Origin of the sequence: Streptomyces sp. NBC_00236, from assembly GCF_036195045.1 — a bacterium.
In the GTDB taxonomy this organism is placed as follows: Bacteria; Actinomycetota; Actinomycetes; order Streptomycetales; family Streptomycetaceae; genus Streptomyces.
Genome location: NZ_CP108100.1, coordinates 5892295 through 5917780, shown reverse-complemented (window position 1 = coordinate 5917780; position 25486 = coordinate 5892295). Strand labels below are relative to the sequence as shown.

Sequence of the window (25486 nt, the reverse complement as noted above, 5' to 3'; positions counted from 1 at the left end):
CCCGCGCCGCGCACCGGTGGTACGGGGCCCCGTGCGACCGGCGCGGTCAGACCGCCGCCGGCAGTACCTCCTCCAGCTCCTGGAGCAGGCGCCGCTTGGGGCGGGCGCCCACCATCGACTTCACCGGTTCACCGTCCTGGAAGACCATCAGGGTCGGCATGGAGAGCACCGCGTAGCGGCTCGTGATCCCCGGGTTGTGGTCCACGTCGATCTGTACCACCTTGAGCCGGCCGGCCTCCTCCGCGGCGATCGCGCTGAGCACCGGGGCCAGCTGGCGGCACGGACCGCACCAGTCGGCGGTGAACTCGACCAGGACCGGCAGACCGCCGGCCAGCACCTCGGCGTCGAACGTCGTGTCGGTGACCTCGGCGACACCTTCTGCATGGATCATCTGTCGTCCTCCCAGTTCGGTTCAGTGCAGTTCACAGCGCGGTTCGGGACCACCGGGCACACCGGCGGAGGCCTCGATCTCGGCGCGGGCCAGCTGGGCGCCCACCTCCGTGCGGACCGACTGGAGCTGACCGATGAGGGCGTCCAGCTCGCCGAGCTTGCGCCGGTAGACGGCCAGCGAGGCCGGGCAGGAGTCGCCCGCCGGATGGCCGGCGCGCAGGCAGTCGACGAAGGGGCGGGTCTCCTCCAGGTCGAACCCGAAGTCCTGAAGGGTCCGGATCTGCTGGATCAGCCGCAGGTCGCCCTCGTCGTAGGTGCGGTAGCCGTTCTCCGCGCGGCGTGCCGGCAGCAGGCCACGTGACTCGTAGTACCGCAGCGTCCGTGTCGTCGTACCGGCGCGTTCGGCCAGTTCCCCGATTCGCATGCCCCGACGGTAATCCTTGACGTCGGCGTCAAGGCAAGGACCGTCCGGCCGTGTTCGGAAAGTGGAGCGGCCATAGCCATTGACGGCCGCCCCGGGTGCAACTAAATAACTCTGAGAGCGCTCTCAACGACAACCTTCCCGGCACCGTCCCCACCGGAGGTTCCTTTGCGTACGAGCCGCACCACCCCCCACAGACGCACCACCGTCCTCGCCGCCCTCACGGCCCTGGCCCTCACCCTCGCCGGAGCGATCACCGTCGCAGGATCCGGGCCCGCCCGCGGCGACGTGCCCGCCACCCCCGGCTGGAACCTTCAGTGGAGCGACGACTTCAACGGCGCGAACCGCGCCCTGCCGTCCTCCGCGAACTGGCAGATCGACACGGGTCACGGCTACCCGGGCGGCCCCGGCAACTGGGGCACCGGGGAGATCCAGAACTACACGGCCAGCCCCGACAACGTCAGCCTCGACGGCAGCGGCAACCTCCGCATCACGCCGCTGCGCGACGGCGCGGGCAACTGGACCTCGGGCCGCATCGAGACCAAGCGGGCGGACTTCAAGGCCCCGGCCGGCGGCACCCTGCGCATCGAGGGCCGCGTACAGATGCCGAACGTCACCGGCAACGCGGCCCTCGGCTACTGGCCGGCCTTCTGGGCCCTCGGCTCCCCGTACCGGGGCAACTACTGGAACTGGCCGGGCATCGGCGAGTTCGACATCATGGAGAACGTCAACGGGATCAACTCCGTCTGGGGCGTCCTGCACTGCGGGGTCAACCCGGGCGGCCCCTGCAACGAGACCACCGGCCTCGGCAACAGCCGCACCTGCCCGGGCGCGAGCTGCCAGTCCGCGTTCCACACCTACCGCTTCGAGTGGGACCGCGCCGTCACCCCGAACGCCCTGCGCTGGTACGTCGACGACCAGCTCTTCCACAGCGTCACCCAGAACCAGCTGGACGCCACGACGTGGGCGAACATGACGGACCACGCCGGGTACTTCCTCCTGCTGAACCTCGCGATCGGCGGCGCCTTCCCGAACGCGCTCGGCGGCTCCACCCCGACCGCCGAGACCGTGCCGGGCCGGCCGATGCTGGTCGACTACGTGGGCGTCTGGACCAAGGGCGGCGGGGGCACCACCGAGCCGCCGACCGACCCGCCCACGGATCCGCCGTCCGGCTCCTCCACCCTCGCCCTGCGCAGCGCCGGAGGTCTCGGCGCCACCCAGTCCACCGCCTCGTCGGTGACGGTCGCCTCGGCCGGGGGCGCCAACTACGACGGCACCCCGCACAGCCCGCAGACCTTCACCGCCACCGGCATCACCCGGGCGTACGACGGCGGCTCGACCCAGTTCGACGTCTTCGCCGACTCGGGCACCACCATCGCGAACGGCCAGCAGGTGCGGGTGAGTTACGACCGCACGGGCGACGGGACCTGGGACCGGACGGAGACGTACCAGTACTTCGCCACCGACCCGGTCAACGGGTACGAGCACTACACCCAGGCCAAGGGACTCAAGTCGTCCACCGGGAGCCACGGCAACCTGGTCAACGGAAAGGTGCGGGTCGAGATCTGGAACGCGATCGGCAACGGCACGAGCACGGTGGGCGTCGGCAACCAGTCCGTCGTGCACATCCCGTACGGCTGAGAGCCGCCCGGACAGACGGGTGCGGCCGGTACGGGATTCCCGTACCGGCCGCACCCGCCGTGTGTCAGACCTTGGTGAGCGAGGGCTTCTCCTCGTCACCGTCCCTGGCTTCGGGGACATGCGGCTCGGTGGGGCCCTCGTCCGTGAACATGCTCTCGTCGAACGGAAGCGCTCCGGAGAGAACCCGGTCCACCCGCTCGCGGTCGATCTCCTTGGTCCAGGTGCCGACGAGCACCGTGGCCACCGCGTTGCCCGCGAAGTTCGTCAGGGCACGGGCCTCGCTCATGAAACGGTCGATGCCGACGATCAGGCCGACGCCGTCCACCAGCTCGGGGCGGTGCGACTGGAGGCCGCCCGCGAGGGTGGCCAGTCCGGCGCCGGTGACGCCGGCCGCACCCTTGGAGGCGATCACCATGAAGACCAGCAGCGAGATCTGCTCGCTGATGCTCAGCGGGTCGCCCGTCGCGTTGGCGATGAACAGCGAGGACATCGTGAGGTAGATCGCGGTGCCGTCGAGGTTGAAGGAGTAGCCGGTCGGCACGGTGATGCCGACGACGGGCTTGCTGACGCCCATGTGCTCCATCTTCGCGATGAGCCGCGGCAGGGCCGACTCGGACGAGGAGGTGGAGAGGATGAGCAGGAACTCCCGGCCCAGGTACTTCAGCAGGGAGAAGATGTTGAGCCCGGCCACCAGGCGAAGGATCGCGCCCAGGATCAGGAACACGAAGAGCGCGCAGGTGATGTAGAAGCCGATCATGATGACCGCGAGGGACTTCAGCGCGTCCACGCCGGTCTCGCCGACCACCGCGGCCATGGCGCCGAACGCACCGACCGGGGCCATCCACATGATCATGGCGAGGATGCGGAAGACCAGGCGCTGGATGTGGCCGATGCCGCGCAGGACCGGCTCGCCCGCCGAGCCCATGGCCTGGAGCGCGAAGCCCGCGAGCAGGGCGATGAGCAGGGTCTGGAGGACCTCGCCCGCGGTGAAGGCCGACACCATGGTGTCCGGGATGATGCCGAGCAGGAAGTCCGCGGTGGACTCGCTGGCGCCCGAGGCCTGCTTCTCGCCCGCGGCTCGGGCCGCCTCGGTGAGGTGGAGGCTGGAGCCGGGCTCCAGGATGTTGCCGACGACCAGGCCGATGGCAAGGGCGACGGTCGACATCACCAGGAAGTAGCCGAGGGCCAGACCGCCGACGGCGCCGACCTTGGCGGCCTTGCGTACGGAGCCGACGCCCAGCACGATCGTGCAGAAGATGATCGGCGAGATCATCATCTTGATGAGGTTGACGAAGCCGGTTCCGATCGGCTTGAGCTCGACGGCGGTGTCCGGAGCGACGAGGCCGACCAGAATGCCGAGCCCCACCGCCGCGATCACGGCGAGATACAGATATTTCGTACGGTCCCGCTTGGCGGCGGCCACTCCCACGGGGGTCTCCTCGGCTCGTCCTTGTCACTCCCCCGTCCCTGGGGGCCCCGGTGACTATCCCGCCCCTTGTGACGCCGGTCACCCTTACGTGCGTTTCGTTCATAGGTTTTCGGCCAGGCAGACTGGGGAGATGCGTTTCCCCCGTACCCGCCCGCGCAGCCTCGCGGGCCAGCTCTTCGCCATGCAGGTGGTGCTGGTCGCGGCCGTGGTGGCGGGGTGCGCCTTCTTCGCCTACGTCTCCGGCAGCTCCCAGGCCAAGGAGACCGCGACCCGGCAGGTGCGGACGGCCGCGCTGGCGATCGCGGGTGCGCCGTCGGTACGGGAGGCGATCCGCACCCCGGACCCGTCGGCGGTGCTGCAGCCGTACGCGGAGCAGGTCCGCAAGGACACCGGGATCGCGTTCGTCACCATCATGGATCCGCACAGGGTCCGCTGGACGCACCCGCACACCGAGCGGATCGGCGAGAGCTTCCTCGGCCACACCGCACGGGCCCTGCGCGGCGAGACGTTCTCGGAGACGTACACCGGCACGCTCGGCCCCTCGATACGGGTCGTCACACCGATCCGGGACGGTGACAGGATCGTCGGCCTCGTCAGTGCGGGCATCACGGTGGAGCGGGTCTCCTCGCAGGTGCGGGCCCAGCTGGGTGCGCTGGGGCTGGCGGCGGGTGCGGCACTGGCGCTCGGCGGCCTCGGCACGTACGTGATCAACGCCCGGCTGCGGCGGCACACCCACGGGATGAACGCCGCCGAACTGAGCCGGATGCACGACTACCACGAGGCCACGCTGCACGCGGTGCGCGAGGGACTGCTGATGCTCGACGGGCAGCGCAGGATCGCCCTGATCAACGACGCGGGCCGCGAACTGCTCGGCCTGGCGCCCGGCACGGTCGGCCGCCGGGTCGCCGAGCTCGATCTGCCCGCGCCGCTGACCGGGGCGCTGCTCGCCTCCGAGGAGCGGGTCGACGAGGTGCATCTGACGGCGGACCGGGTGATCGTGGTCAACACCCGTCCGGTGGTGGGCGGGGAGCGTCGCGGCACCGTCATCACCCTGCGCGATCACACCGAACTCCAGGCGCTGTCCGGCGAGCTGGACTCCGAGCGCGGGTTCACCCAGGCCCTGCGCTCGCAGGCGCACGAGGCGGCGAACCGGCTGCACACGGTGGTCTCGCTGATCGAGCTGGGCCGCGAGGAGGAGGCGGTCGGCTTCGCCACGGCGGAACTGGAGCTGGCCCAGGTGCTCACCGATCGCGTCGTCGGCGCGGTCGGCGAACCGGTGCTGGCGGCGCTGCTGCTCGGCAAGGCGGCGCAGGCGAACGAGCGCGGGGTGGAGCTGGTGCTGGCGGACGACAGTCTGATCGACGACGGGGCGCTGCCCGCGACGCTGCCGCAGCGCGATCTGGTGACCATCCTCGGCAATCTGATCGACAACGCGGTGGACGCGGCGTCGGAGGCGGTGACGGGCCCCGACACCGGTGGCGGTGTGCCCGCCCAGCGCACCGGCCCACGGCCGGCCCGCGCCCGCGTCACGGTCACCGCGCTCGCCGGCGACGGGGAGCTCCTGCTGCGGGTCGCCGACAACGGGGCGGGCGTCGGACCGGACGACGCCGCGGAGGTGTTCCGCCGCGGCTGGTCGACACACGGCGCGGGCCGCGGGCTCGGCCTGGCTCTCGTCCGGCAGGCCGCGCACCGCAACGGCGGGGCGGTGGTGCTGGAGCAGGGGCCGGACGGCGGCGCGGAGTTCACGGTACGGCTGCCGCTGGCTGCGTGCGGCAGTGCGCGGAAGGAGAGGACCCCGTGATCCAGGTACTGGTCGTCGAGGACGACCCCGTCGCCGCCGACGCCCATCAGCTGTACGTGGACCGCGTCCCGGGGTTCACGGTGGCGGCCGTGGCGCACTCCCGGGCCGAGGCGGTGCGGGCCCTGGACCGTGTCCCGGTCGACCTCCTGCTCCTGGACCTCTACCTGCCGGACGGGCACGGGCTGCAACTGCTGCGTTCGCTGCGTGCGGCCGGGCACGGGGCCGATGTGATCGCGGTGACCTCGGCCCGCGATCTGGCCGTGGTCCGCGAGGGGGTCTCGCTCGGCGTCGTGCAGTACGTACTGAAGCCCTTCACCTTCGCCACGTTGCGCGACCGGCTCGTGCGGTACGCCGAGTTCCGCGCGGCGGCCGGTGAGGCGAGCGGCCAGGACGAGGTGGACCGCGCGCTGGCCACCCTGCGCAGCCCGCAGCCCGCCCGCCTGCCCAAGGGCCTCAGCAGCCCGACCCTGGAGGCCGTGACCCGCGTGCTCCGGGCGGCCCCGGACGGGGTGACGGCGGCGGCGGCCGGGGTGGAGCTCGGGATCTCGCGCATCACCGCGCGCCGCTACCTGGAACACCTGGTGACGGCCGGGCGGGCGGTACGCAGTCCACAGTACGGACAGATCGGACGCCCGGAACTGCACTACCGGTGGCTCGCGGAGGGGCGCTGAGCGGGTACTCAGCGGCTCGGAACGGACCGCCCGGCCGTCTGGAGGTTCCTATGAGCTGTGGTCATCGTGTGAACACACCGTGGTCATACCGCCTCTGACCTCCTACGGTGGGGCCGTGCACCCCACCCCGCCTTTCAACGCCCCCGCCGCGCGCAGACTGCGCGAGGCCCTGGGGATGGCTCCCGGCCATGTCGCCTACGGCCTCGGCGCCCAGTACGGCCTCCGGATCAGTGCCGAGACGGTCGCGGCCTGGGAGCGCGGACTCGCCTGGCCCACCGAGTACGAACTCACGGCCCTGGCAGGTGTGTTGTGGTGTGCGCCGGGCGAACTCCTCACCGCCGCCCGCACGCTGCGTGAGCACCGGGTCGCCCGGGAGATGACCGCGGAGGAGCTGGCTGGGCAGCTGGGGATCTCCGCGTCCGCGTATCTCCGGATGGAGGAGGCGGGCCGGTGGCGGGGCAACGAGCGCCAGTCCGCCGCCCTCAGCGAGGCGCTGGGGCTCGGCCCCGCCGCGTTCGTGACGGTCTCCGGACGCGACGAGGAACTGGCGGAGCTGCTGCGCAGCGCGGTGAAGACCCGCTGGCAGGCGTACGTCAAACCGGTGGCGAAGCTCGCGCCCCTGGACCGTTCACAGGTCCAGGGCTCGCTGGAGCGGCTGCACGCGGACTACCAGGCGCTGATGGTGTCCACGCTCAGCTGGAGCAGTACGGGTACGGAGTCGTCGGGCGCCACCGGGGACGCCGGCCGGGCGTACCTGGTGGGGATCGTGGACCGGTTCTGGGAGACGGCTCAGGCGTAGCGCCTTCGGGCGGTGGCGGCCGCCGGGGGCCCGGCGGTCACCACGCGCCCTCCGTACCGGCTCAGAAGACCGACTCGGCCTCGTGCATGCGGGACACGGGCACGGTCTTGAGCTGGGTGACCGCGTCGGCGAGCGGCACCATCTCGATGTCGTTGCCGCGCAGGGCCGTCATCCGCCCGAAGTCACCCCGGTGCGCCGCCTCCACCGCGTGCCAGCCGAAGCGGGTGGCGAGCACCCTGTCGTACGCGGTCGGCGTGCCGCCGCGCTGGACGTGGCCGAGGATGACCGGGCGGGCCTCCTTGCCGAGCCGGGTCTCCAGCTCGACGGCCAGGCGGTTGCCGATGCCCTGGAAGCGCTCGTGGCCGTACTGGTCGATCGCGCCCTTGGCGTACGGCATGGAGCCCTCGGCCGGGTGCGCACCCTCGGCGACGCAGATGACCGCGAACTTCTTGCCGCGTGCGAAGCGTTCCTCGACCATCTTGACCAGGTCCTCGACCTGGAACTGCCGCTCGGGCAGACAGATGCCGTGCGCGCCGCCGGCCATGCCGGACTCCAGCGCGATCCAGCCCGCGTGGCGGCCCATCACCTCGACGACCATGACGCGCTGGTGGGACTCGGCCGTGGTCTTCAGCCGGTCTATGGCCTCGGTCGCGACGCCCACCGCGGTGTCGAAGCCGAAGGTGCGGTCGGTGGCCGAGATGTCGTTGTCGATGGTCTTCGGGACGCCGACGACGGGCATGCCCGCGTCGGACAGCATCCGGGCGGCCGTGAGGGTGCCCTCGCCGCCGATCGGAATCAGTGCGTCCATGCCGTAACGGCGGCTCAGCTCGGCACAGTTCTCCGCGGCTTCGCGCAGCCGGTCGCGCTCCAGGCGGGCGGAGCCGAGGATGGTGCCGCCGCGGGCGAGGATGCCGCTCACCGCGTTGAGGTCGAGGGGGCGGAAGTGCCCGTCGAGGAGGCCCTTGAAGCCGTCCTCGAAGCCGATGACCTCATCGCCGTGACCCACCACGGCACGGTGCACGACCGAGCGGATCACTGCGTTCAGGCCTGGGCAGTCGCCGCCTGCGGTGAGAACTCCGATGCGCATCGTGCTGTATCTCCTGCTCGCTGGGGCCCGTCGTATGCCGTACGGGCCGGGGGCAACGGCATGATCCCCCGTACCGTGAGTCACGACGATTGTCCCACGTGACGTCCGTACCCCGCGCTTTCGGCTGCTCCATGGGCGGCCGGACCGGCTCCGGCGGTGGTTACGACGGCTGCGACCAGGGACTTTCGCCCGGCGGGCGGCCTCTCGGCCCTCGCAGGTATCGTCAAACAGGCGATACCACTCGAACCGGACAACATACCGGACAAGAGATGACGGGAGAGCACGCGTGACGCGCAGCGTGTACGTGACCGGGATCGACCGGGGAGACGGCCGCCAGGTCGTCGATCTGGGAGTCATGGAGCTCCTGACGCGTCAGGTGGACCGGGTCGGGGTGTTCCGGCCCCTGGTCCACGACGACCCCGACCGGCTCTTCGAACTCCTGCGGGCCCGCTACCGGCTCTCCCAGGACCCGGGGACCGTCTACGGCCTCGACTACCACGAGGCCTCCGCGATCCAGGCGGAGCAGGGGACCGACGAGCTGGTCTCCCGGCTCGTCGAGCGCTTCCACCGGGTGGCGGCGGACTACGAGGTGGTCCTCGTCCTCGGCACCGACTTCGCCGCCACCCAGCTCCCCGACGAGCTGGCCCTGAACGCCCGCCTCGCCAACGAGTTCGGCGCCTCGGTGATCGCGGTGGTCGGCGGCCAGGACCAGGACGCGGAGTCCGTGCGGGCCGAGACGCGCAACGCGTACCGCGCGTACGCCGGTCTCGGCTGCGACGTGCTGGCGATGATCGTGAACCGGGTGGCCTCCGCGGACCGCGAGGTGATCGCGGAGCGGCTCTCGGCCACGCTGCCGGTGCCCTGCTCGGTGCTGCCCGACGACCCGGCCCTCTCGGCGCCGACGGTCGCGCAGATCACCGCGGCGCTGGACGGCACGGTGCTGCTCGGCGACGACGCGGGTCTTGCGCGGGACGCGCTGGACTTCGTGTTCGGCGGTGCGATGCTGCCGAACCTGCTGAAGGCACTGACGCCGGGCTGCATGGTGGTGACGCCCGGGGACCGCTCCGACCTGGTGGTCGGCTCGCTCGCCGCGCACAGCGCCGGTACGCCGCCCATCGCGGGCGTGCTGCTGACGCTGAACGAGCGGCCGGGCGAGGAGATACTCAAGCTGGCCGCGCGCCTCGCGCCCGGCACCCCGGTCGTCTCGGTGGCCGGCGGCTCCTTCCCCACGGCCGGGGAACTCTTCGCCCTGGAGGGCAAGCTGAACGCGGCGACGCCGCGCAAGGCCGAGACGGCCCTGGGACTCTTCGAGCGACATGTCGACACGGCCGCACTCCTCGACCGGATCTCGGTCGCCCGCAGCGGCCGGGTCACGCCGATGATGTTCGAGCACGAACTGCTGGAGCAGGCCCGCGCGGACCGGCGCCGGGTGGTGCTGCCCGAGGGCACCGAGGAACGGGTGCTGCGCGCCGCCGACGTACTGATGCGGCGCGACGTCTGCGACCTCACCCTGCTGGGCGATCCCGACGTGATCCGCAAGAAGGCCGCCGACCTCGGCATCGACCTGGCGAGCACCCAGCTGATCGACCCGCAGACCTCCGAGCTGCGCCAGACCTTCGCGGAGCGGTACGCGCAGCTGCGCGCCCACCGCGGGGTGACGGTCGAGCTCGCGTACGACGTCGTCTCGGACGTCAACTACTTCGGCACCCTGATGGTCCAGGAAGGGCTCGCGGACGGCATGGTCTCCGGGGCCGTGCACTCGACGGCGGCGACGATCCGCCCGGCGTTCGAGATCATCAAGACCAAACCGGACGCCTCGATCGTCTCCTCCGTCTTCTTCATGTGCCTCGCCGACAAGGTCCTGGTGTACGGCGACTGCGCGGTCAACCCGGACCCGAACGCGGAGCAGCTCGCGGACATCGCCGTGCAGTCCGCGGTCACCGCCGCCCGCTTCGGCGTGGAACCCCGGATCGCGATGCTCTCGTACTCGACGGGCACGTCGGGGTCGGGCGCCGACGTCGACAAGGTCCGCGAGGCGACGGACCGGGTGCGCGCGAGCCGGCCCGACCTGATGATCGAGGGCCCGATCCAGTACGACGCCGCGGTGGAGCCGAGCGTCGCCGCGACGAAACTGCCCGGCTCCGAGGTGGCGGGCCAGGCGACGGTCCTGATCTTCCCGGACCTGAACACCGGCAACAACACCTACAAGGCCGTGCAGCGCTCGGCGGGCGCCGTGGCCGTCGGCCCGGTCCTCCAGGGGCTGCGCAAACCCGTCAACGACCTGTCCCGGGGCGCGCTCGTCCAGGACATCGTCAATACCGTGGCCATTACGGCGATCCAGGCACAGGGCGAGGAGTGACCCGCACCATGACCACCACCGAAGGCGCCGCAGCAGGTACGGGCCCGAGCCGGGTGCTCGTCCTCAACTCCGGCTCCTCCTCCGTGAAGTACCAGCTCCTCGACATGCGCGACCACACCCGGCTCGCGTCCGGGCTGGTCGAGCGGATCGGCGAGGAGACCTCCCGGCTGGTCCACACCCCGCTGGCCGGAGGCGGCGAGCCCCGGGAGCGCACCGGCCGGATCGCCGACCACGACGCGGCGCTCAAGGCGGCCGCCGAGGAACTGTCCGCCGACGGGCTCGGGCTGGATTCCCCCGAACTGGCGGCGATCGGCCACCGGGTGGTGCACGGCGGGCTTCGGTTCACCGAGCCGACCGTGATCACGGACGAGGTGCTGAAGGAGATCGAGCGCCTGGTGCCGGTGGCGCCGCTGCACAACCCGGCGAACATCACCGGCATCCGCACGGCCCAGGCGCTGCGCCCCGACCTGCCGCAGGTGGCGGTCTTCGACACCGCGTTCCACACGACGATGCCGGAGTACGCGGCGCGGTACGCGATCGACGTGGAGACGGCGGACGCCCACCGGATCCGCCGCTACGGCTTCCACGGCACCTCGCACGCGTACGTCTCCCGCAAGGCGGCCGAGCTGCTGGGCAGCGCCCCCGAGGACGTCAACGTCATCGTGCTGCACCTGGGCAACGGCGCCTCCGCCTCAGCGGTGGCGGGCGGCCGGTGCGTGGAGACCTCGATGGGACTGACCCCCTTGGAGGGGCTGGTCATGGGTACGCGTTCCGGGGACATCGATCCGGCGGTCACCTTCCACCTCAAGCGGGTGGCGGGCATGTCGGCCGACGAGATCGATGTGCTTCTCAACAAGAAGAGCGGTCTGGTCGGCCTCTGCGGCGACAACGACATGCGGGAAATCAGGCGCCGGGTCGACGAGGGCGACGAGCGGGCGGCGCTCGCCTTCGACATCTACGTGCACCGGCTGAAGAAGTACATCGGCGCCTATTCGGCGGTGCTCGGCCGGGTGGACGCCGTGGTGTTCACGGCGGGGGTGGGTGAGAACTCGGCTCCCGTACGCGAGGCTGCCATCGCCGGCCTGGAGGAACTGGGCCTGGCGGTGGACGCGGATCTCAACGCCGTACGGTCCGGCGAACCCCGGCTGATCTCGCCGAACTACGCACGGGTCGCGGTCGCCGTGGTGCCGACGGACGAGGAGCTGGAGATCGCCGGCCAGACCTTCGCACTGGTCGACAACTGAGCACCCCCGCGCCCCTTTGTATCTTCCACCAGACGGAATATTCCGCAGCGAAACAAACCGATAGGATCCGCCTCATGCGCCGTTCCAAAATCGTCTGCACCCTCGGTCCCGCCGTCGACTCCCATGAGCAGCTCGTCGCTCTGATCGAGGCCGGCATGAGCGTGGCCCGATTCAACTTCAGTCACGGTTCCCACGCGGAGCACCAGGGTCGTTACGACCGGGTCCGCAAGGCCGCCGCCGAGACCGGGCGGGCGGTCGGCGTGCTCGCCGACCTCCAGGGCCCGAAGATCCGCCTCGCCAAGTTCGCCGAGGGCCCGGTCGAGCTGGTCCGCGGGGACGAGTTCGTCATCACCGCCGAGGACGTCCCCGGGGACAAGTCGATCTGCGGCACGACCTACAAGGGTCTGCCCGGCGACGTCGCCAAGGGCGACCCGATCCTGATCAACGACGGCAACGTCGAGCTGAAGGTCGTCTCCGTGGACGGCCCCCGCGTCCACACCATCGTCATCGAGGGCGGGGTGATCTCCGACCACAAGGGCATCAACCTGCCGGGTGCGGCGGTCAACGTCCCGGCCCTGTCCGAGAAGGACATCGACGACCTGCGCTTCGCCCTGAAGATGGGCTGCGACCTGGTCGCGCTCTCCTTCGTGCGGGACGCGAGCGACGTCAAGGACGTCCACAAGATCATGGACGAGGAGGGCCGCCGGGTCCCCGTCATCGCCAAGGTCGAGAAGCCGCAGGCCGTCGAGAACATGGAGGGCGTCGTCGCGGCGTTCGACGGTGTGATGGTCGCCCGTGGCGACCTCGCGGTCGAGTACCCGCTGGAGAAGGTCCCGATGGTGCAGAAGCGCCTGGTGGAGCTGTGCCGGCGCAACGCCAAGCCGGTGATCGTGGCGACCCAGATGATGGAGTCGATGATCACCAACTCGCGCCCGACCCGCGCCGAGGCGTCCGACGTCGCCAACGCGATCCTGGACGGCGCGGACGCGGTCATGCTCTCCGCCGAGTCCTCGGTGGGCGCGTACCCGATCGAGACGGTCAAGACGATGTCGAAGATCGTCGTCGCCGCCGAGGAGGAGCTGCTCTCCAAGGGCCTCCAGCCGCTGGTGCCGGGCAAGAAGCCCCGCACCCAGGGCGGTTCGGTGGCCCGCGCGGCCTGCGAGATCGCGGACTTCCTGAACGGTGAGGCCCTGGTCGCCTTCACCAAGTCCGGCGACACCGCCCGCCGCCTCTCCCGCTACCGCGCGGCCCAGCCCATCCTCGCCTTCACCACGGACGAGTCGACCCGCAACCAGCTGGCCCTCAGCTGGGGCGTCGAGGCCTACGTGGTCCCGCACGTGGACAACACGGACGCGATGGTGGACCTGGTCGACGCGGAGCTGCTGAAGCTGAACCGCTACAGCAACGGCGACACGATGGTCATCACGGCCGGCTCGCCTCCCGGCATCCCCGGCACGACCAACATGGTGCGCGTGCACCACGTGGGCGGCCAGGTCCGCGACTGACGGCACCCGCCCGGCACATGACTGTGGGCCGCACCCCCTCGAAGGGGGGCGCGGCCCACAGCCGTTGTGCGGCTCCCGAATGGGTCAGGGGGCGCGTCAGGTGCCGTCCTCGGTGAAGTAGTTCTGCAGCCCCGGCACCGTCAGCGTCCCGCCGAACTGGCCCGCCTGCTTCAGCTTCACGTTGGTGAAGAACGCGAACGGCACGTTCAGCGGCGGAGGGGTCTCCGGGCTGAAGGTGATCGGGATGAGGCCGAAGAGATTGCCCTTCAGCTCGTCCGTGTACATCGTCACCTCGCCGTCGCGGATGGTGGACGTGGAGCCCTTCCGCGCCTTCACGTGGCCCGTCACGCCCGGCATCGGGCCGACGGTCAGCTGGTGGAGGTCCTTGATGTCGATGGAGGAGGCGGTGAACTTCAGCACCTTCTTCGTGCTGCCGTCGCCCTTCTCCACCTCGACGATGCCCTTGTAGTCGAGCCCGGCCAGCGTCAGCAGCGAGCTCTCCAGAACCCACGGATCGTTCGGGAGGCGGGGGATGCCCTGCTCCAGATCGGCCGCGGCCAGGGCCTCGGGGTCGGCGGTCGGACACGGGAAGGAGGGCTTGGCGCCGTCCGGTATGTCCTCGTCCGCCTTCGGGTCGAGACCCTTGACGTCCTCTTCGAGCTCCTCGACCGGCTTGCCGGCCTTGTCCGCCGCGTCACGGATGGCGTCGGCGGTCTTGTCGACCGTGTCCTTCGCCGCGTCCGTAGCCTTCTCGACGGGCTTGTCGGCGTCCTTCTCGGTGGGCTCCGCGGTGGCGGACTTCGAGGGCTCCGGGGTCGCCGTGGTGGCGCTCGGGGACGGGCTCGCCGTCTCCTTGTCCGGTCCGTCGAAGAGGTCCTTGAGCGCGTCGCCGACACCCAGCGGGTCGAGCGGGTTCGTCGACTTCGTGGGGGTGGGGCTCGGACTCGCCGTCGCGGCCGGGGCGTCGGCGCTCGTCTTGGCCGTGCCCGCCGTCGCGTCGTCCGTGGCGCTCGCCGACGCCGACGGGGTGGCCGTGGGCTCCGGGGTCGCCCCGTCGCTCGTCTCCGGAGCGGGCTTGCTGCTCTCGGAGGCCGACGGGGACGGCGTCTTCGACGCCGAGGGCGACGGCTCCGCCGACTCGCTCGGCTCGTCGGAGCGGGTCACACAGGGGCCGGGGGCGAACGGGATGTCCGTGCTGTCGTCGGCCATCGCGAGCTTGGGGGTGAGCCCCATCCCGACGAAGACGGCCGTCGGCATCGCGGCGAGCGCGAACGCCTTCTTGCCGGAGGGCATGTGCAGCTTCGTCAGCAGCGACTTCCTGGGGGCGGCGTGACGCGGCCCTCTTCGCTCGTCGAGCCCGCCCTCGCCCAGGGCGTTCACCTGCCTGTCGTCACCCCGCACGATGCCTCCCGCCGTCGACCTCGACTGTCGTGTCGTACTGAGCCGGCTGCTGCTCCGGGACACCCATCCCGTGGAGTGCGCCCTCGGGGTGGGCCGGGGCGTGCGTGTCCTTCGCGAACGAGAAGGCGTCCGGCGCTTCCGCACCGAGCAGCTCCGGCTCCTCGGCCTCGCCGAGGAGGCCCTGGGCCGGTTCGGCTTCGTCCGTCTTCGGCTCGCCCGGAACCCAGGACACGGAGAGCGCGCCACCGAGCAGGGCGAACAGGAAGCCGATGAGGAAGCCGCCGATGTTGGCGACGGGTATGGAGATCAGTGCCAGCAGGATCGCCGCGACTCCGGCGAACACGCGGACGATGCTGTGGAACCACATCGTCAGGCCCAGCGTGACGAGCAGGACTCCGATGATGAGCGACCCGGCGCCCGCGGTGGTGGACATGGCCAGTGTCATGTTGCCGAGGTGCATGTTCGCGTACGGGAAGTACGCGATGGGTACACCGCCCAGCATGGTGAACAGGCCCGCCCAGAACGGCCGGTTACCCCGCCAGGTGCGGAAGTCCCGCCGGACGACGCTGAGGTAGTGCTCGTTCTGCCCTTGGGATTCGGGGCTCATGGAAAACAGCTCCCTGGAACCGGTACTGCTGTGAGAAAGAGAAGGGTGGGTGGCCGGGGTCCGCTGCGACGCGCACCCCGGCCACCCGGGCGAGTGCTTAGTAGCACTCCTTGACGCCCTTGTGGAGCTTCAGCGACAGGTCGGGAAGCTTGAACGTTCCTGCCGTGGTGGCCCACGCCTGCTGGCGGACGTCCGACAGCTTGGCCTCGTCGGCACGCTGCGAGAACCCGTACGGGTTGGCCTGGGTGCCGGGCTGGATGCCGATGCTCCCGGGCCGGTCCTTCTTCAGCGAACCGGCAGCCACACCGATGTCGATGTTCTTGAACTCGGCGTCCGCTTCGAGCTGCGACACGTCGAGGTACAGGTCCTTGGCGTAGACCTTGTCCTTGCCAGTGCCGGCGTTCAGCTGCAGCGTGATGCTGCCGAGGCCGAACGGCAGGTCGGGCGTGACGACCGACTGGCACATGTTCGTGATGGTCGCCTCGCTGAACCCGGACACTGCGACGGGAGCCGCCTGGTCCTTGCCCTTGAGGTCCTTGCCCGTCGCGACACTGCCGTACTGGACGAAGTTCTGGCCGACCAGCTCATCCGCGCTGACCTTGAACTCCTGGCCGGACACGCTGAACGACGCGGCGAGCGCGCCCTGTGCCAGACCGACACCCACCGCGGCGGTGGCTATGACGCTCGGCACCATGACGACAGCGAAACGCTTCCATCTCGTGCCACCGCGAACCTGGGAACTCATACTTTTCCTCCTTCTCGGACGTACATCTCCGGCCTGGCATCCTGCCCGACCTGGGATGGGAGAAGTGCTACGTCCTCGGGAAGGAGAGCGCCTGCGGACGGGGCTTGAACCGCGCCCGAATCACTGGCGATCACCCCCGAGCGACAACCACTGGCCACGCGTTCGCGCAACCTGTTTCGGACAGGCCCTGCCGGTCAGCAGGAACCCCCCTGTCCGGAATCGGCGCCACTGCCGCCGATCCACTCGGTGGGGACCCAACAGAGCCGCCGCACCGACTGGCAGCCGGACTGGCGTTATTGGACCGAGCGTGGCCGATCGTGGTCCATTCGCGGCCGTGACACAAGGGGGTTCGTTACTCACTAGTAACGGCCCGATAACCGACCCACGACCGGGCGGCACCGAGCGGCCACACAGGGTTGCCCCGACCTGGGCGACGAAAGCAACCATTGGTGAGCGAAGTCGGACAGACCACAAAGATCGATTTACTGCGAGTAACAGGACGTGCTTTTATCAAGATTTGGTAAAGCGGAGGGCTCTCTTATCGCCGGAACGCGAAAACGGCCGTGACCCCCACCGGGGGCCACGGCCGTGTTGTCAGATCAGAACAAGACGCGCGCGAGCGCGGTGCGCGCGGCACCGACGCGCGGATCGTCGGGGCCGATCACCTCGAAGAGCTCCAGGAGACGGACCCGCACCCGGTCCCGGTCGTCACCGAAATTGCGGCGGACCGTCTCGACGAGACGCCCGAACGCGTCCTCGACATGACCGCCGACCAGATCGAGGTCGGCCGCCGCGATCTGCGCGTCCGCGTCCCCCGGGTTCTCGGCGGCGTCCTTGCGGACCTGGTTCGGGTCCATCTTCTGGACCCGGCCGAGGAGTTCCGCCTGCGCGAGGCCCAACTTGGCCTCACTGTTGGCAGGGTCATCGGACAGGACGTTCTTGTACGCCTGGACGGCGCCGGCGAAGTCATTGGCGTCCAGCGCCTGCGCGGCCGCCTCCAGCAGCGCGTCGTACGGTCCTGCGGGCGCCTCGGGAGCCTGCGCCGCCTCCGGGCCCGCGGCGTCCCGGTCGACCGCGATGCCGGTGAGGCCGAACCGCTCCTCGCCGACCTGGATCAGCTGGTCCAGGGTCTCCCGGATCTGGGACTCGGGGGCCGCGCCCTGGAAGAGGGGCAGCGCCTGTCCGGCGACGACGGCGAAGACCGCCGGGATGCCCTGGATCCCGAACTGCTGCATCAGCATCTGGTTGGCGTCGACATCGACCTTGGCCAGGACGAACCGGCCGTTGTACTCGTGGGCCAGGCGCTCCAGGAGCGGGCCCAGCTGCTTGCACGGCTCGCACCACTCGGCCCAGAAGTCGATGACGACCGGGACCTCGGCGGAGCGCTGGAGGACGTCGCTCTCGAAGCCCGCCTCATCGACATCGATCACGAGGGAGGACGGGGGCACGGCTGCGGGGCCACCCTGCCGGGCGGACTCGGCACGGGCCTGCTCCGCCTTCACCTTGGCCTCACCGGCCGCCTTCACCGCGGCGAGGTCGACGACGCCGCTCATGGACATGTTCCTAGGCTGCATGAGTACATCCTCCCCCCTCGGCACACCGTTCCGGAAAGCGATACGGGAACCGCGTCCGCCCGCTGCCCCCGCCGGTGTGCGAGGTGCACGGACAGACACGGTCCGAGGACCCCTGAAAGGCCCGGTTCGGCACCCGGTCCCCACCCGGCGCCTGTGGCTGTAGCTCGTTCACAGCGCCACGACGGCAGGACCGTCGTTCTTACGCTACGACCCGTAGCGTAACTGGCCCCCACCCTCGATGCACAAGAGTGTTCGGTGATCTGTCTCACGGGGCACGGGGTCGGCCGGATCTAGCTACTGGCGGGTATGGTCGCGGGATGCTGAGCCGCAGCCACCCCAAACCCTCACGAACGGGACGCCCGCGCAGTGCCGCGGCCGACGAGGCGATCCTCGAAGCCACCAGAGCCTCGCTGGTCGACCTCGGCTGGTCGAAGCTGACGATGGGCGATGTGGCGACGCGCGCGGGGGTCGCCAAGACGACTCTGTACCGGCGCTGGGCGGGCAAGAACGAGCTGGTCGTGGACGCCGTCGCGGTGCTCTTCGACGAGCTGGAGCTGCCGGACCTGGGCAGTCTGTCCGCCGATGTGCAGGCGGTGGTGCTGCAGTTCGCCGCGCTGCTGGAGCGGCCGGAGACCCAGACCGCGCTGATGGCGGTGGTCGCGGAGTCGACGCGCGACGAGGCGCTGCGGACCCGGATCCGCGACTCGATCGTGAACCGGCAGAAGCGCCTCGTCCTCCAGGGCCGGCAACGGGCGCAGGAGCGCGGCGAACTGCCTGTCGAGCAGGACGAGGCCACGGCAGCGCTGACCGCCGACCTGATCTTCGACGTGATCGCCGGTGCGGTGGTCCACCGGGCACTGGTGAGCGCCGAGCCCGTCGACGAGGACTGGGCCCGGCGCTTCACGCTGCTGCTGCTCGCGGGGCTGGGCGCGGCCGCGGCGGGTTAGCCGCGGCCTGCGGGGCTGTCAGAAGCCCGGCGGCTCCGTGTACGTGCCCCACTCCTCTCGCAGCACCCCGCAGATCTCGCCCAGCGTCGCCTCCGCGCGGACCGCGTCGAGCATCGGCGCGATCATGTTGGAGCCGTCGCGGGCGGCGGCCAGCATCGCGTCCAGCGCCTTGGTCACCCGGGCGTCGTCGCGGCCCTCCTTGCGGCCGGCGAGCTCGCGGACCTGTTCGCGTTCGACCTCGTGGCTGACCCGGAGGATCTCCAGGTCGCCGGTGACCGAGCCGTGGGCGACGTTGACGCCGACGACGCGCTTGTCGCCCTTCTCCAGGGACTGCTGGTACTGGAAGGCGGACTCGGCGATCTCGCCGGTGAACCAGCCGTCCTCGATGCCGCGCAGGATGCCGGAGGTCATCGGGCCGATGGGGTGCTGCCCGTCGGGGTGGGCGCGGGTGCCGCGTTCCCGGATCTGGTCGAAGATCTTCTCGGCTTCCGCCTCGATCCGGTCGGTGAGCTGTTCCACGTACCAGGAACCGCCCAGCGGGTCGGCCACGTTGGCGACGCCGGTCTCCTCCATCAGCACCTGCTGGGTGCGCAGCGCGATCTCGGCGGCCTGCTCGGAGGGGAGCGCGAGGGTCTCGTCGAGGGCGTTGGTGTGCAGGGAGTTGGTGCCGCCGAGGACGGCGGACAGGGCCTCGACCGCGGTCCGTACGACGTTGTTGTACGGCTGCTGGGCGGTGAGCGAGACGCCGGCCGTCTGGGTGTGGAAGCGGAGCCACTGCGCCTTGTCGGTCTTCGCGCCGTACGTCTCCTTCATCCAGCGGGCCCAGATGCGGCGGGCGGCGCGGAACTTGGCGATCTCCTCGAAGAAGTCGAGGTGCGCGTCGAAGAAGAAGGAGAGTCCGGGGGCGAAGGTGTCGACGTCGAGGCCGCGGGACAGGCCCAGCTCCACGTAACCGAAGCCGTCGGCGAGGGTGTAGGCGAGCTCCTGAGCGGCCGTGGCCCCGGCCTCGCGGATGTGGTAGCCGGAGACGGAGAGCGGCTTGTAGGCGGGGATGTCGCGGGCGCAGTGCTCCATCAGGTCGCCGATGAGGCGCAGATGGGGCTCGGGCTGGAAGAGCCACTCCTTCTGCGCGATGTACTCCTTGAAGATGTCCGTCTGGAGCGTGCCGTTGAGTACGGCCGGGTCGATGCCCTGGCGCTCGGCGGCGACCAGGTACATGCAGAAGACGGGCACGGCGGGGCCGCTGATCGTCATCGACGTCGTGACGTCGCCGAGCGGGATGTCCTTGAAGAGGACCTCCATGTCGGCGGCGGAGTCGATGGCCACCCCGCAGTGCCCGACCTCGCCGAGCGCGCGCGGGTCGTCCGAGTCACGACCCATGAGCGTCGGCATGTCGAAGGCGACGCTCAGTCCGCCGCCGCCCGCGGCGAGGATCATCTTGTAGCGCTCGTTGGTCTGCTCGGCGTTGCCGAAGCCGGCGAACTGGCGGATGGTCCAGGTGCGGCCGCGGTAGCCCGTCGGGTGCAGGCCCCGGGTGAACGGGTACTCGCCGGGCCAGCCGATCCGCTCGAAGCCCTCGTACGCGTCCCCGGGGCGGGGGCCGTACACCGGGTCGACCGGATCACCGGAGAGCGTGGTGAAGTCCGCGTCACGCTTGCGGGCCTTGTCGTAACGGGCCTGCCAGCGTTGGCGGCCTTCCTCGATCGCGTCAGCGTCCATACACATCAATTTACTAGGACGTCCTAGTAAATGTCGATGACAAACCGCCCGGTGCTTCGCACGGGGCGGTTCGGGTGGGACGGTCAGGCGTTCGCGGGGGCCGCGGGAGCCGCGTCCGCGAGCAGCGGCTCGACCTCGCGGACGACCTTGCGCTCGACGAAGAACGCGGCCGTCGGGATCGTGCCGGAGAGCAGCACCCAGGCCAGCTTGCCCATCGGCCACTTCGCCTTGGAGCCCAGGTCGAAGGCGAAGATCAGGTAGATGATGTACAGCACGCCGTGGACCTGGGAGACGACGAGGGTCAGGCCCTCACCCTTGTCGAAGCCGTATTTGAAGATCATGCAGACGCAGAGGATCAACAACATGACGGCGGTGACGTAAGCCATCACCCGATAGCGGGTCAGCACACTGCGTTTCATGCCATCGAGACTAACCGGCCGCCCGGGGCGATCTTGCAGCGGGCCGGGGCCCCTGCTACATCTCCTCGAAGTCCTGGGCCGCGATGCGCAGCGGACGCAGCAGGGCGAAGATCTCCGCGCACTCCTCGGCGTCGTACACGCCGAGTCCGAACTCCATCGCGACCAGGTCCCGGGTCGCGGACTCGACGACCTCGCGGCCCTTGTCGGTGATGGAGGCGAGCGTTCCGCGGCCGTCGTTCGGGTTGGGGCGCTTGTCGACGAGACCGGAGCGCACCAGCCGGTCCACGGTGTTCGTGACCGAGGTCGGGTGGACCATCAGGCGCTCGCCGATCTTGGACATCGGCAGCTCGCCGGCCTTGGAGAAGGTGAGCAGCACCAGCGCCTCGTACCGCGCGAAGGTCAGTCCGTACGGTTTGACGACCGCGTCGACCTCGGCGAGCAGGATCTGCTGCGCCCGCATGATCGAGGTGATCGCTCCCATGGAGGGCACCGGGCCCCAGCGCTGCTGCCAGAGCTCGTCGGCGCGGGCGATGGGATCGAAGGGGAGACTGAGGGGCTTCGGCACGGCCACGACCTTACCCATGAGGAACTTTCCGCTGCTCCCCGTCTCGAACTTCGGTCCGAATCCCGAATGAGGTGGGCATGCGAGAAGCCCCCGGCCGGTTTTTCAGCAGGGGGCTTCTGACGTGCGAGCGCGGACCGGATCAGTCCGCGAGGTACCGCTCGACCGTCTCGACCTTGGAGGTCAGACCGTCGGTGACACCCGGGCGGATGTCGGCCTTGAGTACGAGGGAGACCCGTCCGGCGCGCGCCTCTACGGCCGCGACGGCGCGCTTGACGACGTCCATGACCTCGTCCCACTCCCCCGATAGCGGGTAGCTTCGAGTACATGACATCACCATCACAGATCCTGGTCATTCTCTACGCGTACCTGCGACTCAGCAGAGACAGCGACGGGTCGGCAAGCATCGACACACAGCGCTCCGCCTACGAGTCGTGGATGGACGGATCCGAGTTCCAGCGGTGGCTAGCCGAACTTGGCGTGACGAGAGACCAAGTCGAAGTGCGCGAGTACGTGGATGCCGGAGTTTCCGGAGCCCGCCCTCTGGAGCTGCGCAAGGACATGCGGCGCCTCATGCACGATGTAGAGCAATCCCGCCGCCTGGACCGCGCGGGAGTCATCAGGCGGATGATGATCGGTTGGAAGCTGGATCGCTATGCCCGCAGCGTCTCCGAGTTCCTCCGCCTGACGGCTTGGGGTGAGGCTCACGCCGTTCGCGTCGCCACCACGGACAACACGATCAACACGAGCACCCCGACAGGGCGCATGGTCGCTGTCGTACTCGCAGCGCTGGCGGAGTGGGAGCGGGACCTCATCAAGGACCGCATCTCAGACGGCCACGCCACCCGACGCGCACAGGGCCGTTGGGGAGCGGGCCGCGCTCCCTTTGGCTACCGCATCGTTCGTCGCGATGGAGCCGCCTACCTGGAGGTAGACCCCGAGCAGGCACAGAAGGTCTGCGCAGGAGTCAGCGAACTGATCGCGGGCGGCACCGTCGCCAGCACCGCGCGGACCGTCGGACTGAGCGAGCCCCAGTGGCGCCGCCTACTGAAGGCCCCAACACTGCGTGGACAGCGCAACCACAAGGGCTCGCTTGTCCTGGCGGCCGACGGCGTCACGCCAGTTCAGTTCGCGGAGCCCGTCATCAGCGCTGCCGAACTGCTCGCAGTGCGTCAACGGATGCTAAACCTGGCGACGGGCGTCGATCGTGCTCCACGCCAGGAAACGCCCCGGTGTGCCGAGATGTCGACGTGCTACCGGTGCGCGGGACGGCTGAACGGCGGGACCAGCGACAAAGGTGTCCCCCTCTACCGCTGCAAGGCCGGCCACGTCACCATCTATCAGGAGACCTTGAACGGCAGGGTGGAAGAGGAGTTCCTCAAGGTCTACGGACGCTTCGCAGAAGTTGACATACACCTTGAGGGCGGCAACGACCTCTCCGCGGAGATGGTGGAGGCGCAGGAACAAGCCGCGCGCATCGGCGCACAGATGGCCACGGCAGGGCCCCTGATGCTGACGACGTACGAAGAGATGTCCGCCAATCTCGAAGCCGCCTACGCCGCCCTCCTTGCTGCTCATGACCCGGAAGTGCGGGAGGTAGAGACGCCTACCGGGCGGACCATGGGCGACGCATGGGCGGCGTCGGATGAGGCAGGCAAGACGCGCCTGCTCCGCTCGATGGGGCTGCGTGTCGTGCTTCACCCGAAGGCGTGTACCGACCGCCTGGACATCGACTGGGTGCGAGAGGACCCGGAGGCGGATGCCGCGGAGGAGGCGGCAGAGCAGGCCGTGTAGCCGCCTCACAGCACACGGAAGCCCCCGTCGGGCGAACCGGCGGGGGCTTTCCGCTGCACTACTCGGCCGGCGGACGTTCGGGAAGCGTCGCTCCCTCTCGCCTGACGTACCACTCCATGTAGGCCTTGAGCGTTGACGAGCGGTCCGCCCCTACCGTCGACGTTGCGGTGTCGAAGTCGGTCCATAGAGCGTCATCGATGCCGCGCAGACCGCGGACAGGGTGCTTATGCATGTTGGCCATGACGACACTCTGACAGGGTGGTTGACCACCCCGCAAGCGTGTGTCACTCTTCAGGGGTGGTCAACCACCCGGGAACAGCCCGGGGGCACGCCACAGGCCCGCGCATCTTGCCGGAGAGCGGGCCTGTGAACTCCCCTGAAGGAGCACGCCATGTTCGCATACGCCCCCGCCTCCACCGCCCTCGTTGTCGGCCCGACGTCGACGGCCGCCCAGCGCAACCGGCTCCGCGCCTTCGCGATCGACGTCGCCGCTCAGGTGGGAGCGCAGACGACGTACGCACTCCACACGGACTACAGCGTCACGGACTTTGAAGCCGTCTACGTGCTCGGCACGGCGACGAAGCTGCGTGATGCTGACTGCCTCGTCCTCGTCGCGGAGGCACTGGCAGCCAGTATGGAGGTCGTCGACGCCCCCGACCCGAAGGACTGCGGTACCTGCGACTGTGGCCGCTCCGTCACGGTGCACCCGCGACAGACCCCGTGGGGTGAGCTGGCGTGCGTCGAGTGCGCCGGCTGGGCGCCGCTCTGCGTGCACTGCGGGGAGGACCACGAGGACTTCAAGCCGCTGACCATCGTCGAGATGGGCGAGACGTTCCACCTCGTGCACCCGGACTGCCTCACGGAGGCGCGCGGTATGTACCCCGGGAACGCCTTCGCGACCGTCTGACGCTCACTATCCGTAACGACGACTGCCCCGCTCCGGCTCACCCGGGGACGGGGCAGAGTCATGTCCGGGCGCCTCGTCGACGTCCGCCCATTCGCCGTCGACGCCCTCCGCGGCGCTGCTGGACAAACTTCTGTCCATTCCGAGAGTGAAGCGCACAGGGTGCTCCTCTCCTGAAACAGGGTCGTAGTTTGACCTGCGCCCCCTATGTCCGGTTTGCGGGCCCGTTTCGGGGGCCAGTTTGGCCAGAATGACAAACTAACCCCTTACTTTCAGTTCTCCTTAACGCGTCTAAGAGAGAAGTGAAAATGGAGGTTAGTTTGTCATTTTGGCCTCCAGTCTGTCCGGGGGCGGAAGAGGCCCCCGCTCGACGTCGGCAACCCCACGCGCGGGCGCGAGGGAGGCGGAGGAGCAGCAAGGGGCCGTGCGCGCCCCTGCATGCCCCCCTGAGCGCCTGGCACACCTTTCCGGCATCCGGTTACCGTGAAGCGCTGCGGGAGCCTCTGAGGGGCCTTCCAGGGCTTTGAGCTCCATCGCCCCGCCGTTCGACGTCTCGCGGGAGGTGGGCCGCGGAGTGGGTGGAGGGTCGCATCTCAGTTTTCGGACACTTAGCAGTCCATATACTGACCCAACGGTGTGATGCGCGCCACAAATAGGGCCATTCTTGTAACGGTCTGATCTCGGAGTGAAACAATTCGGGGTTTTTCCCACATAACTAATGTGGAAGGTGGTTTCATCGCGCACGCGCGCGAGCCGCCGCACTGGTTACACACCGTAGCCTCCATGAACCGCGGGAGTCCTGGCCTCAGCCTCTGGGGCGAGCCGGACTCCCGTGCGCACTGCGCCGCCCCGCGACTCCTCTCGCGTGGGACGTGGCGCACGATCCCGCTTCCGCTGTTGAGCACGTCGACGCTGCCCACATCCTCCGGGCCGGCTCCGTCGCTCCAGCGGGGGCGGGATCCCATACTCCGGCGCGTCCGTTCCGCCACGACGTAGGCGCCGGGATCACGTGGTCCGGCTGTGTTGAGCACCGACGACGAGCGACTCTCCCGCTCAGTTGTCGACGTGCTCCACGGCCGGACCACGATCTTTTTGCCCGAACCAGCGAGATATCTGACTAGCGAGAAGGACGGAGAACCGCGATGAGCGACGTACCGGACCGACCGAAAGGCGCCTGCCGTACCTGCGGGACGGTGCTCCCACTGACTACCGAGCACTGGCACAAGGACGCCGCCAACGCGTCCGGCCTGAAGAAGCAGTGCCGTACGTGTGCCTGTGACGAGGCGAAGAGGCGGTACGAGGCGAACTCCGTGGATGTCCTTGCGCGCCTGCGTGAGAGGCGCGCGGTACGGGCCGCGCACTTCGAGTACATCGGCCTGTACGACGCCGCCTGACGGCCGCACAGCCCCGCACAGACAGGCCCTTGCCGGCGTGGTGAGGGCCTGAGTCATACCCGAGAGGAAACCA

General features: G+C 69.7%; 23 protein-coding genes and 1 pseudogene. 11 read left to right on the top strand and 13 right to left on the bottom strand.

Annotated elements, in window-relative coordinates; genetic code table 11:
* Window positions 1-46 precede the first annotated feature (46 nt).
* Complete coding sequence (gene trxA / locus OG446_RS26855) at window positions 47-391, bottom strand: thioredoxin (RefSeq protein ID WP_326657882.1); 345 nt, start codon at window positions 389-391, stop codon at window positions 47-49.
* A 21-nt stretch (window positions 392-412) separates the two neighbouring features.
* The gene (locus OG446_RS26850) at window positions 413-814 is read right to left on the bottom strand and encodes a MerR family transcriptional regulator (protein WP_328896428.1); all 402 of its coding nucleotides are present in this window, start codon (window positions 812-814) and stop codon (window positions 413-415) included.
* Between the two features lie 165 nt (window positions 815-979).
* Here OG446_RS26850 and OG446_RS26845 point away from each other — a divergent pair, with 165 nt between their 5' ends.
* Complete coding sequence (locus OG446_RS26845) at window positions 980-2452, top strand: glycoside hydrolase family 16 protein (protein ID WP_328896427.1); 1473 nt, start codon at window positions 980-982, stop codon at window positions 2450-2452.
* A gap of 64 nt (window positions 2453-2516) precedes the next feature.
* Here the strand turns inward: OG446_RS26845 and OG446_RS26840 are convergent, their stop codons facing one another.
* A complete protein-coding gene (locus tag OG446_RS26840; protein WP_328896426.1) occupies window positions 2517-3881 on the bottom strand; it encodes a cation:dicarboxylate symporter family transporter in 1365 nt (454 codons plus the stop codon).
* 130 nt (window positions 3882-4011) lie between these two features.
* On the opposite strand from OG446_RS26840, the gene OG446_RS26835 reads away from it, so the two are divergent.
* The 3 genes from OG446_RS26835 (at window position 4012) to OG446_RS26825 (ending at window position 7152) form a co-directional block, all read left to right on the top strand.
* The gene (locus OG446_RS26835; protein ID WP_328896425.1) at window positions 4012-5682 is read left to right on the top strand and encodes a sensor histidine kinase; all 1671 of its coding nucleotides are present in this window, start codon (window positions 4012-4014) and stop codon (window positions 5680-5682) included.
* Window positions 5679-6353, top strand: coding sequence for a response regulator (locus OG446_RS26830; RefSeq protein ID WP_328896424.1), 675 nt, complete (start codon window positions 5679-5681; stop codon window positions 6351-6353). The genes OG446_RS26835 and OG446_RS26830 overlap by 4 nt, the downstream gene beginning before the upstream one ends.
* 175 nt (window positions 6354-6528) lie before the next feature.
* A complete protein-coding gene (locus tag OG446_RS26825) occupies window positions 6529-7152 on the top strand; it encodes a helix-turn-helix domain-containing protein (RefSeq protein WP_328898424.1) in 624 nt (207 codons plus the stop codon).
* 61 nt (window positions 7153-7213) lie between these two features.
* Here the strand turns inward: OG446_RS26825 and OG446_RS26820 are convergent, their stop codons facing one another.
* Window positions 7214-8239 (bottom strand): ATP-dependent 6-phosphofructokinase, encoded by a 1026-nt coding sequence (locus tag OG446_RS26820; protein ID WP_328896423.1) that lies wholly within the window; start codon window positions 8237-8239, stop codon window positions 7214-7216.
* A 286-nt stretch (window positions 8240-8525) separates the two neighbouring features.
* Between OG446_RS26820 and pta the strand changes: the two genes are divergently transcribed.
* The 3 genes from pta to pyk all read left to right on the top strand — a co-directional run bounded on the left by pta (window position 8526) and on the right by pyk (window position 13347).
* The gene (pta, locus tag OG446_RS26815; protein ID WP_328896422.1) at window positions 8526-10598 is read left to right on the top strand and encodes a phosphate acetyltransferase; all 2073 of its coding nucleotides are present in this window, start codon (window positions 8526-8528) and stop codon (window positions 10596-10598) included.
* An 8-nt stretch (window positions 10599-10606) separates the two neighbouring features.
* Window positions 10607-11842, top strand: coding sequence for an acetate kinase (locus tag OG446_RS26810; protein ID WP_328896421.1), 1236 nt, complete (start codon window positions 10607-10609; stop codon window positions 11840-11842).
* A 74-nt stretch (window positions 11843-11916) separates the two neighbouring features.
* Window positions 11917-13347, top strand: coding sequence for a pyruvate kinase (gene pyk / locus OG446_RS26805; RefSeq protein WP_328896420.1), 1431 nt, complete (start codon window positions 11917-11919; stop codon window positions 13345-13347).
* A 96-nt stretch (window positions 13348-13443) separates the two neighbouring features.
* On the opposite strand, the gene OG446_RS26800 is transcribed toward pyk, so the two are convergent.
* From OG446_RS26800 to OG446_RS26785, 4 genes are all read right to left on the bottom strand, one after another.
* The gene (locus OG446_RS26800) at window positions 13444-14748 is read right to left on the bottom strand and encodes a hypothetical protein (RefSeq protein ID WP_328896419.1); all 1305 of its coding nucleotides are present in this window, start codon (window positions 14746-14748) and stop codon (window positions 13444-13446) included.
* Entirely contained in the window at window positions 14738-15355 is a 618-nt protein-coding gene (locus OG446_RS26795) for a DUF6114 domain-containing protein (RefSeq protein WP_328896418.1), read from the bottom strand. The genes OG446_RS26800 and OG446_RS26795 overlap by 11 nt, the downstream gene beginning before the upstream one ends.
* 97 nt (window positions 15356-15452) lie before the next feature.
* Window positions 15453-16100: a DUF6230 family protein gene (locus OG446_RS26790; RefSeq protein ID WP_328896417.1), complete on the bottom strand. Its 648-nt coding sequence runs from the start codon at window positions 16098-16100 to the stop codon at window positions 15453-15455.
* 599 nt (window positions 16101-16699) lie between these two features.
* Complete coding sequence (locus tag OG446_RS26785) at window positions 16700-17659, bottom strand: tetratricopeptide repeat protein (RefSeq protein ID WP_328898423.1); 960 nt, start codon at window positions 17657-17659, stop codon at window positions 16700-16702.
* 332 nt (window positions 17660-17991) lie between these two features.
* On the opposite strand from OG446_RS26785, the gene OG446_RS26780 reads away from it, so the two are divergent.
* Window positions 17992-18621: a TetR/AcrR family transcriptional regulator gene (locus OG446_RS26780; protein WP_328896416.1), complete on the top strand. Its 630-nt coding sequence runs from the start codon at window positions 17992-17994 to the stop codon at window positions 18619-18621.
* Between the two features lie 18 nt (window positions 18622-18639).
* Here the strand turns inward: OG446_RS26780 and OG446_RS26775 are convergent, their stop codons facing one another.
* The 4 genes and pseudogenes from OG446_RS26775 to OG446_RS26760 form a co-directional block, all read right to left on the bottom strand.
* Window positions 18640-20340 (bottom strand): acyl-CoA mutase large subunit family protein, encoded by a 1701-nt coding sequence (locus tag OG446_RS26775; protein ID WP_328896415.1) that lies wholly within the window; start codon window positions 20338-20340, stop codon window positions 18640-18642.
* A gap of 83 nt (window positions 20341-20423) precedes the next feature.
* Window positions 20424-20759 (bottom strand): DUF3817 domain-containing protein, encoded by a 336-nt coding sequence (locus OG446_RS26770; RefSeq protein WP_328896414.1) that lies wholly within the window; start codon window positions 20757-20759, stop codon window positions 20424-20426.
* Between the two features lie 55 nt (window positions 20760-20814).
* On the bottom strand, window positions 20815-21324 hold the full coding sequence (locus OG446_RS26765; protein WP_026249319.1) for a MarR family winged helix-turn-helix transcriptional regulator: 510 nt from the start codon (window positions 21322-21324) through the stop codon (window positions 20815-20817).
* 139 nt (window positions 21325-21463) lie between these two features.
* Window positions 21464-21631 (bottom strand): annotated as a pseudogene (locus tag OG446_RS26760) (thiamine-binding protein); the annotation flags it as partial.
* 17 nt (window positions 21632-21648) lie between these two features.
* On the opposite strand from OG446_RS26760, the gene OG446_RS26755 reads away from it, so the two are divergent.
* A complete protein-coding gene (locus OG446_RS26755) occupies window positions 21649-23115 on the top strand; it encodes a recombinase family protein (protein WP_328896413.1) in 1467 nt (488 codons plus the stop codon).
* Window positions 23116-23173: 58 nt separating this feature from the next.
* Here OG446_RS26755 and OG446_RS26750 read toward each other — a convergent pair whose 3' ends face one another.
* The gene (locus OG446_RS26750; RefSeq protein WP_328896412.1) at window positions 23174-23356 is read right to left on the bottom strand and encodes a hypothetical protein; all 183 of its coding nucleotides are present in this window, start codon (window positions 23354-23356) and stop codon (window positions 23174-23176) included.
* A gap of 150 nt (window positions 23357-23506) precedes the next feature.
* Between OG446_RS26750 and OG446_RS26745 the strand changes: the two genes are divergently transcribed.
* Both OG446_RS26745 and OG446_RS26740 read left to right on the top strand, forming a co-directional pair.
* Window positions 23507-24022 carry a hypothetical protein gene (locus OG446_RS26745; RefSeq protein ID WP_328896411.1) on the top strand — a complete coding sequence of 172 codons (516 nt, stop codon included), beginning with the start codon at window positions 23507-23509 and terminating at the stop codon, window positions 24020-24022.
* Window positions 24023-25161: 1139 nt separating this feature from the next.
* Window positions 25162-25413 (top strand): hypothetical protein, encoded by a 252-nt coding sequence (locus tag OG446_RS26740; RefSeq protein WP_328896410.1) that lies wholly within the window; start codon window positions 25162-25164, stop codon window positions 25411-25413.
* The last annotated feature ends 73 nt before the right edge of the window (window positions 25414-25486 follow it).

Bases quoted from the DNA above. Each gene is read 5' to 3' on its own strand.
- OG446_RS26790 (WP_328896417.1), bottom strand. From the start codon at position 16,100: ATGAGTTCCCAGGTTCGCGGTGGCACGAGATGGAAGCGTTTCGCTGTC.
- OG446_RS26740 (WP_328896410.1), top strand. From the start codon at position 25,162: ATGAGCGACGTACCGGACCGACCGAAAGGCGCCTGCCGTACCTGCGGG.
- OG446_RS26745 (WP_328896411.1), top strand. From the start codon at position 23,507: ATGTTCGCATACGCCCCCGCCTCCACCGCCCTCGTTGTCGGCCCGACG.
- OG446_RS26780 (WP_328896416.1), top strand. From the start codon at position 17,992: ATGCTGAGCCGCAGCCACCCCAAACCCTCACGAACGGGACGCCCGCGC.
- trxA (WP_326657882.1), bottom strand. From the start codon at position 391: ATGATCCATGCAGAAGGTGTCGCCGAGGTCACCGACACGACGTTCGAC.
- OG446_RS26820 (WP_328896423.1), bottom strand. From the start codon at position 8,239: ATGCGCATCGGAGTTCTCACCGCAGGCGGCGACTGCCCAGGCCTGAAC.
- OG446_RS26850 (WP_328896428.1), bottom strand. From the start codon at position 814: ATGCGAATCGGGGAACTGGCCGAACGCGCCGGTACGACGACACGGACG.
- OG446_RS26795 (WP_328896418.1), bottom strand. From the start codon at position 15,355: ATGAGCCCCGAATCCCAAGGGCAGAACGAGCACTACCTCAGCGTCGTC.
- OG446_RS26825 (WP_328898424.1), top strand. From the start codon at position 6,529: ATGGCTCCCGGCCATGTCGCCTACGGCCTCGGCGCCCAGTACGGCCTC.
- OG446_RS26775 (WP_328896415.1), bottom strand. From the start codon at position 20,340: ATGGACGCTGACGCGATCGAGGAAGGCCGCCAACGCTGGCAGGCCCGT.
- OG446_RS26755 (WP_328896413.1), top strand. From the start codon at position 21,649: ATGACATCACCATCACAGATCCTGGTCATTCTCTACGCGTACCTGCGA.
- OG446_RS26785 (WP_328898423.1), bottom strand. From the start codon at position 17,659: ATGTCCATGAGCGGCGTCGTCGACCTCGCCGCGGTGAAGGCGGCCGGT.
- OG446_RS26770 (WP_328896414.1), bottom strand. From the start codon at position 20,759: ATGAAACGCAGTGTGCTGACCCGCTATCGGGTGATGGCTTACGTCACC.
- pyk (WP_328896420.1), top strand. From the start codon at position 11,917: ATGCGCCGTTCCAAAATCGTCTGCACCCTCGGTCCCGCCGTCGACTCC.
- OG446_RS26750 (WP_328896412.1), bottom strand. From the start codon at position 23,356: ATGGCCAACATGCATAAGCACCCTGTCCGCGGTCTGCGCGGCATCGAT.
- OG446_RS26810 (WP_328896421.1), top strand. From the start codon at position 10,607: ATGACCACCACCGAAGGCGCCGCAGCAGGTACGGGCCCGAGCCGGGTG.
- OG446_RS26835 (WP_328896425.1), top strand. From the start codon at position 4,012: ATGCGTTTCCCCCGTACCCGCCCGCGCAGCCTCGCGGGCCAGCTCTTC.